Genomic DNA, 12,759 nt, shown 5'->3' on the forward strand with positions numbered 1-12,759 from the left:
CCTGCGGTTCACCGTTCCACGAACCCGGTGAGGTCGCCGCGGGCGGAATCCCATTGCTCGACGACGAGATCCACCGCGCCCGGCGTGTCCCCCGACCGCAGCAGCGTCAGCAGGGTCTCCAGCTTGTCGCGAGGCCCCTCGGCGATGACGAGCACGCGGCCGTCCTTCTGATTGGCCGCGTAGCCGACGAGACCGAGTTCCAGCGCCCGGGCGCGGGTCCACCACCGGAATCCCACTCCCTGCACGAATCCGTGCACCCACGCGGTCATTCTCTCCATGTCCGTCACGACCGTTCGAGTTTGTAGATCTTCCCGGTGAAACTCGTGGCGTAGAGCGCGTCCGCATCCCAGCCCGGTCCGGCGCCGAACCGCACCGAGGACACGAGTGGCAGTCCGGACGCCAGAGCGCAGCTCTCCCCCGTCGCGGGATCCACCCGCACCACCTTGCCGCCACCGTTGTAGGCGACGTAGACGATGCCGTCCGGTCCGACGGTGAGGTCGTCGGCCGCGTTGAGGGGCCCGGAGCCGGGCAACTCGACCGATACGACCGGACCGCCGAGGTCGTCTTCGCGGAGGATGCGCAGCGTGGTGGTCGTGTCGAACGTCGTCACCGTGTACACGTTGCCGTCGTGCGCGGCGAGACCGTCCACCGTTCCCAGATCGGTGCGCACGACCTCCGGTGTGTGGGGATCCGAGGCGGGGACGCGGGTCAGTCCGGCCCCGGCGCCCAGATTCCGGGCGGTGAGGATGTCTCCGTTGCTCAGCCGGACCAGCCCGTTCGGCATGACCAGCCCCTCGGCCACGGTTCGTGTGTCACCCGTGTCGAGGTTCACCACGTCCACCGTGCCGCTGGCCGAGCCCGTGACCCCGGCGGCGAAGGAGTTGCCCGTGGCGAAATACGCGTCGGCACCGTCCACGGCAATTCCGCCGGGCGACTCGACCTCGGGCACGATCGGGGTGACGGAGCCGTCGGGGGCGACCCCGTCGAGGGCTCCGCCGCCCACCAGGCCTGTCCGCGACACCAGCATGGTGCCCGCGCCGTCGAAGGCCAGGTTCTCGAGAACACCCGCCCCGGAGGTCACCTCGGACACCGACCACGGGGTGCACGCACCGCCGGGGGGCGCGAACGCGGGCCCGGCAGCCGCGGGCGCGACCACGAGTAGACCCGCGCAGAGCGCGGTCCCGCCCGCGAGCGCGGCCAGCTCACGCCGCATCATGCTTCTCTTTCGACGGTCAACGTCACCGTCGTTCCCGCCTTCAGCGTCCGTCCGACCGTGCAGACCTTGTCGACCGACCGTTCGACGAGCGCCACCAGACGCTCCTGCGCGTCGGCGTCGAGCTCGCTGAGATCGAGCTCCATCACCTCGTCCAGCTGCGGGTACACCTCGTTCTCCCGATCGGCGGCACCCGACACCCGGATGGTGGCGTCGTAGTTGTCGCCCAGCCGCCGCGACAGCGGGAAGTCCGAGCTCATGCCACTGCACGCGGCGAGTGCGATCTTCAGGAGTTCCCCGGGGGTGAACACGCCCTCCACGCCCTCGGAGCCGATCAGGACCTCGGCGCCGCGCGAGCTACGGCCGGTGTATCGCCGGGTGCCCGTTCGCTCGACCCACAGTGAGGTGGGCGCCGTCGTGTCGGAAGTCTGTTCTGCCATGCGCTCAATCCTGCCACCGGTCGGCGCAACGCCAGGTAGGTGGGTGGGCGGCAGTGGTTTCCGCGGAATTGTGAACGAGGATTCTCAGCAGAGGGAATCGGTGGGCCGTAGGGTGAACCGACCAATGACGCCGAGACGTAGCGGGGAATGCAGATGGGCCAGATCGGTAGTGCGGGAGAGCGCCAACTTCAGTCCGAGTACGGCACCGAGGATCGTGCCGCCAAGTTCTACTCGGATCAGATGCTGGACCATCTCAATCCCATGATGATCGAGTTCATCGGACGCCAGGAGATCGCCTTCATCGCCACCGCCGACGCGTCCGGCGAGTGCGACAACAGTCTGCGCGCCGGGACACCGGGATTCATGCACGTCATCGATTCCACTACCCTCGCGTACCCGGAGTACCGCGGCAACGGCGTGATGGCGAGCCTCGGCAACATCCGGGAAAACCCGCACGTCGGAATCATTCTCGTGGACTTCGTGCAGGACCTCATCGGACTGCACGTGAACGGTTCGGCCCGGATCGTCGAAGACCCGGTCCTTCGCTCCGAGATCGCGGATCTGCCTGCGGACCACACGAACGGCCGGATCCCGGAACGCTGGGTGGTGGTGGAGGTGGAGGAGGCATACATACACTGCCGCAAACACATTCCGAGAATGGCACCGGTTCCCCGGCACCGCGAATGGGGAACCGACGACGTGAAACGCAAGGGCGGCGACTACTTCGACGCCAAGGCGACACCACGCCACGACACCGACGATCAGTTCGCCGAGGAGCCCGCGACCGCCGCACTCACACAGACGATGTCGCCGGGCTTCTCCGTGGTGCCGGCTGGCACTTCGGGCAACTGAACGACGAGCGGTTCATGAATTTCTCCCGCCGGATCGCGGTGCCGCACCGCGGGCACGGGCGATCCTCCTGACCGTAGGCGGACAGCGAACGGTCGAAATAGCCCGACTCGCCGTTGACGTTCACGTACAGCGCGTCGAAGGACGTGCCGCCCTGAGTGAGTGCCTCACGCATGACCTCCTGGGCGGCGGTGAGCACTGCACGAATCTTGGGACCACTCAGCCTGTCGGTGAGCAGATTTCCGTGGATCTGTGCGCGCCACAGCGCCTCGTCTGCGTAGATGTTGCCGATGCCGGAGACGACGGTCTGGTCCAGAAGGGCACGCTTGATCTCGGTGTGCTTGCCGCGCACGACCTTCACGGTGGCCGCGAGGTCGAAACGCGGATCCAGCGGGTCGCGGGCGATGTGCGCCACCGAGTCCGGCACGAGCGAGCCGTCGACGTCGACGAGGGGTGCCAGCGCCCAGCCCCCGAACGTCCGTTGGTCGACGAATCTGAGGTCGAGACCCGAATCGAGCCGGGCCCGGATGCGCAAATGCTTCTCGGTCGGCAATTCCGGTGGCTGCACGAGCATTTGACCACTCATGCCGAGATGCACCACGAGAGCGACCGTACTGGGTTCGAGGACCAGCCACAGATACTTTCCACGACGGTCGGCGCTCGCGATGCGTTCGCCGGTGAGCTGTCCGGCGAGGTCGGCGGCCCCGGGCAGATGACGCCGGATCGCCCGCGGGTGCAGGATGTCGACGGAATCGATCGACGCCCCCACGATGTGGCGTTCGAGTCCGCGCCGGACCACCTCAACTTCGGGTAGTTCAGGCACTGACGTCGTCGGCCGCTACGTCGGGGCCTGCGTCGGACAACGCATTCCACGCCGTACTCGCAGCCTTCTGCTCGGCCTCTTTCTTGGAGCGGCCGATACCGACGCCGAGGGGCTTGCCGCCGACGATCACGGTGGCGGTGAATTCCTTGTCGTGGTCGGGGCCGGTCGCCGTGATCTCGTACGCCGGCACACCGACGCCACGCTCCGCGGTCAACTCCTGCAGACTCGTCTTCCAGTCCAGACCCGCGCCGAGACGGGGGGCTCGCTGGAGGAGATCGCTGAAGAGGTCGAGCACGACGCGTCGCGCCGTGTCGATGCCGTGCTCGAGGTGGATGGCGCCGAGAATCGACTCCATGCCGTCGGCCAGGATGCTCGGCTTGTCACGGCCACCGGTCATCTCCTCGCCCTTACCGAGCAGGAGATGGGCACCGAGGCCGCCCTCACCGAGAGTGCGGGCCACCTCCGCGAGCGCGTGCATGTTGACGATGCTCGCCCGAATCTTCGCGAGGTCGCCCTCGGATTTGTCGGGATGCGCAAGGTAGAGCTTCTCGGTGACGGTCACTCCGAGCACGGAGTCGCCGAGAAATTCGAGACGCTCGTTGGTGGGCAGACCACCGTTCTCGTACGCATACGAGCGGTGCGTCAACGCCAGGGTGAGCAGCGAAGGCTCGATTTCTACGCCGAGGGCGGCGAGGAGGGAAGCATGATCCTCCTCGCCGCCGGCGGGTGTATTACTGATGTCGCTCGTCACAACGCCTCTCCGCGGAGAACTAGACGGCGGCAGTGACCTGGCGGCCCTTGTATGTGCCACACGACGGGCACGCGACGTGGGGCAGCGTCTTCTCGCCGCAGCCACGGTTGGGGCAGGTGACGAGGGTAGGCACAGTGGTCTTCCACTGGCTGCGACGCGACCTCGTGTTGGATCGCGACATTCTGCGCTTGGGGACAGCCACTTCTACTTCTCCTCGGCTTCGGTGTTCACAAGATTCTTGCTGGGTTCTGATTCCACGCCAAATTTGGCTGCAAGACCAGCCCAGCGAGGATCAAGTATGTCATGCCCATGGCCAGATTCGGCAATCGCCAGGCGAACGCCACATTCTGGGCACAATCCTTGGCAGTCGTCACTGCAGAGCGGCTGCAATGGCAGTGCGAGGCCGACGGCGTCGATCACGACGGGTTCGAGGTCGATCTCGTCGTCGACGACGTGATAGACCTCCCCCTCCTCCGTGGTCTCCTCCGTGGTGCTGTCCGGGTATGCGAACAGCTCCGTGAGAGTCAGGTCCACCGCGTCGGAGAACGGCTCGAGACATCTCGAGCACTCCCCCACGGTGTCGGCTCGCAACGAACCGGTGACCAGGACCCCCTCGGATACGGCCTCCAATCGGAGATCGAGATCGATCTCCGATCCTTCCTCGATGGCGATCAGGTCGAGACCGATGCGCTGTGGCGCCGTCACCACCCGTTCCACGGTGCGCATCGAACCGGGACGACGGCCGAGTTTGACCGTGTCCAGCACGAAGTCCGCGTCCCGTCGGGAACGCGATGAGCTGTGGCGATGGGATGACAACAAACTTCACTTTCGAGAAAAGGGAAACGACAAAGGGCAACCACTCCACGATACGCAATCTGCGCGGTGGAGCCAAATTCGATCGGGCGCCGGTCGGACGGTCGCTCAGCGGCGACGCTCGGCCCGGCGGTCGTCGACGTCGTAGTCCGAGGCGTAGTCGGGAACACCCGAACCGGTCCGCAACTGCTGACGTCCGCGCCCCACGGACCGGACGGTGCCGTTCAGGAAGTCCTCGAACTCCGCGAGCTTCGTGTCGACGTACAGGTCGCAGTCCGAGCGGAGACGATCCGATTCGGCGTGCGCGGAGTCGATCACCCGGGCCGACTCGGCGTGCGCCGCCTGGACGACCTCCGTCTGCGAGACGAGGCGCGCCTGCTCCGCCGTGCCCTCCGCAACGGACCTCTCGTAGGACGCCTTGCCCGACTCGATCATGCGATCGGCCTCGGACCGTGCACGGCCCGTGAGTGCGTCGTACTCGCGCTGGCCTTCCGCGACGGAGGACTCGGCCTCGGCGCGCGCGTCGGTGACCAACTGCTCAGCGTGTGCGCGGGCCTCGGCGACCATCCGGTCCGCCTGCGCCTTCGCGTCCGCCAGGATGCGGTCGGCATCGTCCCGGGCGTTCTCGATGGTGGAGTTCGCCTCGGCGTTGGCGCTGGAGACGGTCTTCTCCGCGTTGGACCGCGCGTCCCCCACCAGTTTGTCCTTGTGGTCCAGGACGTCCTGGGCGTCGTCGAGTTCACCGGGAATCGCATCGCGCACGTCGTCGAGCAGTTCGAGGACGTCACCGCGCGGAACCACGCAGCCGGCGGTCATCGGTACGCCGCGTGCCTCTTCGACAATCGCGACAAGTTCGTCGAGCGCCTCGAATACCCGGTACACAAGCAACCCCAATCATCCATGACCCTCAGCAGGTCGGCGCAGCCTTCTTCGTGCAAGTCTGCCCGACCGGACGCCGCGGGTGTGTCGTGGCAGCCGGTGTGTCGGGTATCAGCTGCTCTCGGCGGCGCGCTCGGCGATCCTCGCGAGAAGACGGGCGTGCACCTTCTCGGGCAGCATGTCGGAGACGTCGCCACCGAACGTGGCCACTTCCTTCACGAGCGAACTCGACAGGTAGCTGTAGGTGGGGTTGGTCGGGATGAAGAGGGTGTCGACGCCACTGAGCTTCTGGTTCATCTGCGCCATCTGCAGTTCGTAGTCGAAGTCGTTGGCGCCGCGCAGGCCCTTGACGATCGCTGTGATCCCTTGCTGCTTGGCGTAATCCACCAGCAGACCGTGCCAGGAGGACACCCGAACGTTGGGCAGCTCACTGGTCGAGTCTTCGAGCATCTCGATGCGCTCTTCGACGGTGAACAGGCCACGCTTGCTCTTGTTGACCATGACCGTCACGATGACCTCGTCGAACTGCGCGGCAGCTCTGCCGATCACGTCAAGGTGGCCATTGGTCACGGGGTCGAAGGATCCGGGGCAGACAGCGCCAGTCATGAGTCCAGACCGTAGCAGGTCGCCAATTCGATTCTCGCCTCGCCGTACTTCTTCGCCTTGACGGGCGCGAAGCCTTCGGGCCAGACCGTCTCGGGCGACCTCGACGACCGCTCGAGCACCACGATCGAGCCGTCGCCGACCCAGCCGTTGCCCCGCAAATGGTCGAGCACCGTCTGCACCGCCCCGTCGTCGACGGCGTACGGCGGATCCGCCATCACCAGGTCGTACGGCCTGTCGGCGGTGCCCGCGAGCACCGCCGCCACCGGAGCGCCGCGCACCTCCGCGCCCGGCAGACCGACCGTCGTCACGTTGTGCTTGATGATGCCCGCCGCTTTCGCGTCGGACTCGACGAGGACGACGCGGTCCGCACCCCGGGAGAGCGCCTCCAGGCCGAGCGCCCCCGATCCCGCGTAGAGATCGAGGACGGACGCGCCCTCGAGGTCCATCCGGCTGTGCAGTGCGCTGAACAATGCCTCGCGGACCCGGTCCGAGGTGGGCCGGGTCCCGCTCGGCGGGACCCGCAGGCGTCGACCGCCCGCGAGTCCCGCGATGATCCGAGTCACTCGCTCGCGGACTCCCCTGTCGACACGACGGCGAGGAGGTCGCCGCCTTCGACCTGCTGGACCGATCCGATGGCCAGCCGGGAGACGGTGCCGCTTCGTGGGGCGGTGATGGCCGCTTCCATCTTCATGGCCTCGATGGTGGCGATCGTGTCGCCGGCGGTGATGTGCTGGCCCTCGGTGACGGCGAGGGTCACCACACCGGCGAACGGTGCCGGCACGTGGCCGGGGTTGTTCTTGTCGGCCTTCTCCGCGGCGGGGATCTCACTGGAGATGGACCGGTCGCGCACCGACACCGGGCGCAGCTGCCCGTTGAGGATGCACATCACGGTGCGGTATCCCCGCTCGTCGGGTTCGGAGATGGCCTCGAGCCCGATGATCAGCTCGACACCGGGTGCGAGACGGACCCGGTGCTCGTCGCCGCGGCGCAGGCCGTAGAAGAACTGGTTCGCCGAGAGCTGCGAGGTGTCGCCGTACTTGTCGCGGTGCTCGAGGAATTCCTTCGTCGGGCCGGGGAACAGCAGCCGGTTGAGCGTCGCGCGGCGTTCCGCGGAGGTGCCGGAGAGGGCCTTCTCGTCCTCCGCGGACAGCGGCACCTCGGGCTTCGCGGCTCCGCGACCTTCGAGGGCCCGGGTGCGGAACGGTTCGGGCCAGCCACCGGGCGGGGTGCCCAGTTCGCCGCGCAGGAACCCGACCACCGAGTCGGGGATGTCGAACTTCGCCGGGTTCTCCTTGAATTCCTCGGTGGAGGCCCCGGATCCGACGAGGTGCAGGGCGAGGTCGCCGACGACCTTCGACGACGGGGTGACCTTCACCAGGCGTCCGAGCATCCGGTCGGCGGCCGCGTACTTGGCCTCGACCTCCTCGAACTTGTCGCCGAGTCCGAGGGCCACGGCCTGGGTGCGCAGGTTCGACAGCTGACCGCCGGGGATCTCGTGGGTGTAGACGCGTCCGGTCGGGGCAGGCAGCCCGGACTCGAACGGCTTGTAGACCTTGCGCAGCGCCTCCCAGTACGGCTCGAGGTCGCACACGGCCTGCAGGTCCAGGCCGGTGTCGTACTGCGAGTGCGCGGCCGCGGCCACGATCGCCGACAACGCCGGCTGACTGGTGGTGCCCGCCATCGCCGCCGACGCACCGTCGACCGCGTCCGCGCCTGCCTGCCATGCGGCCAGGTACGTCGCGAGCTGACCGCCGGGGGTGTCGTGGGTGTGCACGTGCACGGGCAGGTCGAAGTTCTTGCGCAGCGCCGTCACCAGGGTGGTGGCGGCGGGGGCGCGGAGCAGTCCGGCCATGTCCTTGATCGCGATGATGTGCGCACCGGCCTCGACGATCTCCTCCGCCAGGCGCAGGTAGTAGTCGAGGGTGTAGAGGTTCTCGTTCGGGTTCGACAGGTCGCCGGTGTAGGACAGGGCGACCTCGGCGAGAGCGGTGCCGGTCTCGCGGACGGCGTCGATGGCCGGCCGCATCTGGTCGACGTTGTTGAGGGCGTCGAAGATGCGGAAGATGTCGATGCCGCTGTTGGTGGCCTCCTCGACGAACGCCCGCGTCACCTTCTCCGGGTACGGGGTGTAGCCGACGGTGTTCCGTCCGCGCAGCAGCATCTGCAGGCAGATGTTCGGCACGGCCTCGCGCAGCGCGGCCAGCCGGTACCAGGGGTCCTCGTGCAGGAACCGCAGCGCCACGTCGTAGGTCGCACCGCCCCACGCCTCGATGGACAGCAGCTCGGGGGTCAGCCGGGCGACGTGCCCGGCGACGTCGAGCAGACCGCTGGTCCGCACGCGGGTCGCGAGCAGCGACTGGTGTGCGTCACGGAACGTGGTCTCGGTGACGGCGAGGGCCTTCTGCTCCCGCAGTGCCTTGGCGAATCCCTCCGGCCCGAGGGCGAGCAGCTTCTGACGGCTGCCGTCCGGCGGCGGGGTGGACAGGTCGATCTGGGGCAGCTTGTCGCGCGGGTACACCGCCGACGGCCGCTCGCCGTGCGGCTTGTTGACCGTCACGTCGGCGAGGTAGGTGAGGATCTTGGTGCCACGGTCGGCGGAGCTGCGCAGCGTGAGCAGCTGGGGCCGCTCCTCGATGAAGGACGTGGTGACCCGGCCGGCCTTGAAATCGGGGTCGTCGAGCACGGCCTGCAGGAACGGGATGTTCGTCGACACGCCGCGGATGCGGAACTCGGTGACCGCGCGGCGGGCACGGGCGACGGCGGTTTCGAAGTCGCGGCCGCGGCACGTCAGCTTGACGAGCATCGAATCGAAGTATGCGGAGACCTCTGCCCCGACCGACGTCCCGCCGTCGAGGCGGATACCGGCACCGCCCGGGGTGCGGTAGCCGGTGATCCGACCGGTGTCCGGGCGGAACCCGTTGGCGGGGTCCTCGGTGGTGATGCGGCACTGCAGAGCCGCACCGCGCAGCGTGATCTTGTCCTGGCTCAGGCCCAGATCCGCGAGGGTCTCCCCCGACGCGATCCGCAGCTGCGACTGCACGAGGTCGACGTCCGTGACCTCTTCGGTGACGGTGTGCTCGACCTGGATGCGGGGGTTCATCTCGATGAAGACGTGGTTGCCGCGGGTGTCGAGGAGGAATTCGACGGTGCCCGCACAGGCGTAGTTGATCTCCTTCGCGAACGCCACGGCGTCCGCGCAGATCTTCGCCCGCAGCTCTTCCGAAAGGTTCGGGGCCGGCGCGAGCTCGATTACCTTCTGGTGGCGGCGCTGCAGCGAGCAGTCCCGCTCGAACAGGTGGATGACGTTGCCCTGACCGTCGGCCAGGATCTGGACCTCGATGTGACGCGGGTCGACGACGGCCTGTTCGAGGAACACCGTCGGGTCGCCGAAGGCCGACTCGGCCTCACGCGCGGCGGCCTCGATGGACTCCTTGAGCTGAGCCCGCTCGGCGACGCGGCGCATGCCGCGGCCACCGCCGCCGGCGACGGCCTTCACGAACAGCGGGAACTGCATGGTCTCGGCCGCGGCCAGCAACTCGTCCACATCGGCGGACGGCTCCGACGACGCCAGCACCGGCAGACCGGCCGCCTTCGCCGCGGCGATCGCACGCGCCTTGTTGCCGGTGAGCTCGAGCACCTCGGCGGAGGGACCCACGAACGTGATGCCCGCCTCGGCGCACGCGGCGGCGAGATCGGGGTTCTCGGAAAGGAAGCCGTAGCCGGGGTAGATGGCGTCGGCGCCTGCCTGCTTGGCCGCGGAGACGATCTCGTCGACGGAGAGGTACGCCCGAACCGGGTGTCCCTCCTCGCCGATCTGATAACTCTCATCGGCCTTCAGACGGTGGATCGAGTTCCGATCCTCGTACGGGAACACCGCGACCGTTCCAGCACCTAGTTCGTAGGCGGCACGGAAAGCGCGGATCGCAATTTCGCCACGGTTGGCGACCAGGACTTTGGAGAACATTGGAGCAAACTACCCCGCCGAAGACGGCCGCGGATAAGTGGCATCCCACATTTCAGGATCCTCCACAAACTTCACAAAGACCCCCCTGACGTGTGCGAATTCTGCAACAGACCCGAAACAGACGAGCGAAGATTTACGTGAAGCGAAGTAAATTCTCACGTTTTCTCCAGATATTCGATGCGGTCGGCGTCGAGAGCCGACGTCACCATCGCCGACAGTCCCGGATGGTTCTCGAGTCGCGGATCGTCCGCGATCACCGAACGCGCGAACTCGGATGCCGCGGCGATGACGTCCTCGTGGCCGAGCAGCGACAACAGCCGCAACGTAGACGTCGTGCCCGACTGCGCCGCACCGAGAATGTCGCCTTCGCGCCGGGTGGCGAGGTCGAGTTGCGCGAGTTCGAAACCGTCGTTGGTCGAGGCCACGTTCGACAGTCGCTCGTAGGCGGGACCGCCCGGATTCATCTCCGTGACGAGAATGCAGAGGCCCTGGTGTTTGCCTCGGCCGACGCGTCCGCGCAGCTGGTGCAGCTGACTCACACCGAAACGGTCCGCGTCGACGATCACCATGATCGTCGCGTTCGGGACGTCGACGCCGACCTCGACGACGGTGGTGCACACGAGGACGTCGATGTCACCGGCCGTGAAGTCGCGCATCACCGCGTCCTTCTCGTCCGCGGGAAGCCGGCCGTGCAGCAGTCCCACCCGCAGGTCGGGCATGATGCTGCCGCTCAACTCCTCGAACACCTCGACGGCGGACTTCGTCTCGGGCGCCTTCTCGTCGAACGCGTCCTCACCGTCGCCCTTCTCGCCGTCGCCGATGCGCGAGCACACGACGTATGCCTGCCGCCCCTCGGCCACGTCCTCGCGGATCCGTTCCCACGCGCGCGCGACCCACTGCGGCTTCTGGGACGCGGGTACCACACTGCTCTTGATCGGTGACCGCCCCTTCGGCAGCTGGCGCAGCGTCGACACCTCGAGATCGCCGAGCACCGTCATCGCGATGGTGCGGGGAATCGGCGTCGCCGTCATCACCAGCAGGTGCGGGCTCAGACCCTCCCGCGCCCTCGACCGCAGCCGGTCGCGCTGCTCGACACCGAACCGGTGCTGCTCGTCGACCACCACCATCCCGAGGTTGAAGAATTCGACGTTGTCCTGGATGAGGGCGTGCGTGCCGATGACGATCCCGGCGTCGCCGGTAATCGCCTCGTTCAGCGCCGCGCGTTTGGCGGCGACCGGCATCGACCCCGTCAGCAGCGCCACCCGCGTCGCCTTCTCGTGCGCCCCGAGTTCCCCGGCGGTCGCGAGGGAGCCGAGCATCGCCCGCAGCGACCGGGCGTGCTGCGTCGCGAGGATCTCGGTCGGGGCGAGTAGAGCGCACTGGTAGCCGGCGTCGACCACCTGGAGCATGGCGCGCAGGGCCACGATCGTCTTACCCGAACCCACCTCACCCTGCAGCAGCCTGCTCATCGGGTGCGGCTGCGCCAGATCGGCGGAGATCTCGTCGGCGACCGCGTTCTGACCGTCGGTGAGCTGGAACGGAAGCATGCTCTCGAACACGTCGGCGACCCCGCCGGGCACGGGCGGGCACTCGGGCGCGACTCGCTCGGCGTTGTCGTGGCGGCGTCGGGCGAGAACCAGCTGGAGCGCGGTCGCCTCGTCGAACCGCAGACGGTCGTGGGCGTTCTCCACGTCCTCACGTGTGTCGGGCAGGTGGACCGACCGGAGAGCTTCGTCGAGACCGATCAGGTCGCGTTCGGCTCGGATGTTCTCCGGCAGGGGGTCGTCGACGTGATCGAGCTGGTCCAGGATCTGGCGGACGCACTTCATGATCGTCCAGCTCTCGACGTCCCGCGTGGCGGGGTAGAGCGGGATCAGCGCCCGGTCGAACACGGACATGTCTACCCCCGCACCGGCTTCCTGCGACGCTCGGGCGATTCCCGCGAGATCCCCGGCACCGCGGATCCGGCCGACGTTCACCACGGGGTCCTCGCTGCCGGCACGTGGCTCGGGAAGGATGAGATAGCTCGGATGGGTGAGGCTCCACTTCTGGCGGAAGTACTTGACCGTTCCCGAGAACATCGCGCGCACACCGGGCTTGATCACGTGCTTGACCTTCTGCGGGCTGAAGAAGGTGACGTCCACGTTCTGGGTGTCGGTCGACAGGACCACCTTGAGCATGCTGCCCGGCCGGTTCTTCATCTTCACGACTGCCGCGGACGTGACCCGGGCGATGATCGTGATGTGCTCGCCCTCCGGCGGGTCCTTTTCCGCGAGCTCGCGGCCCTGGGAGGCGTACCGGTGCGGGTAGTGCCGCAGCAGGTCCTCGACCGTGCGGATGTCGAAGTCCGCCTCGAGCGCGTCGGCGGTCTTCTTCCCCAGCAGATGATCGAGCCGATCGGACAATGTGGCCATCGAATTC

The 12,759-nt window shown here is 67.5% G+C and carries 13 protein-coding genes; 1 reads left to right on the plus strand and 12 read right to left on the minus strand.

The window, feature by feature from the left end; genetic code table 11:
- Positions 1-8 precede the first annotated feature (8 nt).
- The 3 genes from OYT95_RS03850 to OYT95_RS03860 are packed head-to-tail and all read right to left on the minus strand — an operon-like array spanning position 9 to position 1,653.
- Positions 9-269 carry an acylphosphatase gene (locus OYT95_RS03850; protein ID WP_005259398.1) on the minus strand — a complete coding sequence of 87 codons (261 nt, stop codon included), beginning with the start codon at positions 267-269 and terminating at the stop codon, positions 9-11.
- A gap of 14 nt (positions 270-283) precedes the next feature.
- Positions 284-1,213 carry a hypothetical protein gene (locus tag OYT95_RS03855; protein WP_081792793.1) on the minus strand — a complete coding sequence of 310 codons (930 nt, stop codon included), beginning with the start codon at positions 1,211-1,213 and terminating at the stop codon, positions 284-286.
- Positions 1,213-1,653 (minus strand): OsmC family protein, encoded by a 441-nt coding sequence (locus OYT95_RS03860; protein WP_037245522.1) that lies wholly within the window; start codon positions 1,651-1,653, stop codon positions 1,213-1,215. Before OYT95_RS03860 ends, OYT95_RS03855 begins: the two co-directional genes overlap by 1 nt.
- 147 nt (positions 1,654-1,800) lie before the next feature.
- Between OYT95_RS03860 and OYT95_RS03865 the strand changes: the two genes are divergently transcribed.
- Positions 1,801-2,505: a pyridoxamine 5'-phosphate oxidase family protein gene (locus OYT95_RS03865; RefSeq protein ID WP_037245519.1), complete on the plus strand. Its 705-nt coding sequence runs from the start codon at positions 1,801-1,803 to the stop codon at positions 2,503-2,505.
- On the opposite strand, the gene mutM is transcribed toward OYT95_RS03865, so the two are convergent.
- From mutM to recG, 9 genes are all read right to left on the minus strand, one after another.
- The gene (gene mutM / locus OYT95_RS03870) at positions 2,447-3,325 is read right to left on the minus strand and encodes a bifunctional DNA-formamidopyrimidine glycosylase/DNA-(apurinic or apyrimidinic site) lyase (protein WP_037245515.1); all 879 of its coding nucleotides are present in this window, start codon (positions 3,323-3,325) and stop codon (positions 2,447-2,449) included. The two genes, OYT95_RS03865 and mutM, sit on opposite strands and share 59 nt — an antisense overlap.
- Positions 3,318-4,076, minus strand: coding sequence for a ribonuclease III (gene rnc, locus OYT95_RS03875; protein WP_009479707.1), 759 nt, complete (start codon positions 4,074-4,076; stop codon positions 3,318-3,320). Before rnc ends, mutM begins: the two co-directional genes overlap by 8 nt.
- 19 nt (positions 4,077-4,095) lie before the next feature.
- A complete protein-coding gene (gene rpmF / locus OYT95_RS03880) occupies positions 4,096-4,278 on the minus strand; it encodes a 50S ribosomal protein L32 (RefSeq protein ID WP_005240446.1) in 183 nt (60 codons plus the stop codon).
- Between the two features lie 2 nt (positions 4,279-4,280).
- Positions 4,281-4,841 (minus strand): YceD family protein, encoded by a 561-nt coding sequence (locus tag OYT95_RS03885; RefSeq protein WP_037245512.1) that lies wholly within the window; start codon positions 4,839-4,841, stop codon positions 4,281-4,283.
- A gap of 156 nt (positions 4,842-4,997) precedes the next feature.
- Positions 4,998-5,771, minus strand: coding sequence for a DivIVA domain-containing protein (locus tag OYT95_RS03890; RefSeq protein ID WP_037245510.1), 774 nt, complete (start codon positions 5,769-5,771; stop codon positions 4,998-5,000).
- Positions 5,772-5,879: 108 nt separating this feature from the next.
- Positions 5,880-6,374, minus strand: a complete 495-nt coding sequence (coaD, locus tag OYT95_RS03895; protein ID WP_005240440.1) for a pantetheine-phosphate adenylyltransferase — start codon at positions 6,372-6,374, stop codon at positions 5,880-5,882.
- Entirely contained in the window at positions 6,371-6,937 is a 567-nt protein-coding gene (rsmD, locus tag OYT95_RS03900) for a 16S rRNA (guanine(966)-N(2))-methyltransferase RsmD (protein WP_037245508.1), read from the minus strand. The genes coaD and rsmD overlap by 4 nt, the downstream gene beginning before the upstream one ends.
- Positions 6,934-10,338, minus strand: a complete 3,405-nt coding sequence (locus tag OYT95_RS03905) for a pyruvate carboxylase (RefSeq protein WP_037245506.1) — start codon at positions 10,336-10,338, stop codon at positions 6,934-6,936. The genes rsmD and OYT95_RS03905 overlap by 4 nt, the downstream gene beginning before the upstream one ends.
- A 155-nt stretch (positions 10,339-10,493) precedes the next feature.
- The gene (recG, locus tag OYT95_RS03910) at positions 10,494-12,752 is read right to left on the minus strand and encodes an ATP-dependent DNA helicase RecG (protein WP_037245503.1); all 2,259 of its coding nucleotides are present in this window, start codon (positions 12,750-12,752) and stop codon (positions 10,494-10,496) included.
- Positions 12,753-12,759 lie beyond the last annotated feature (7 nt).

It is taken from the genome of Rhodococcus sp. JS3073, assembly GCF_026810085.1.
Classification (GTDB): Bacteria; Actinomycetota; Actinomycetes; order Mycobacteriales; family Mycobacteriaceae; genus Rhodococcus_F; species Rhodococcus_F wratislaviensis.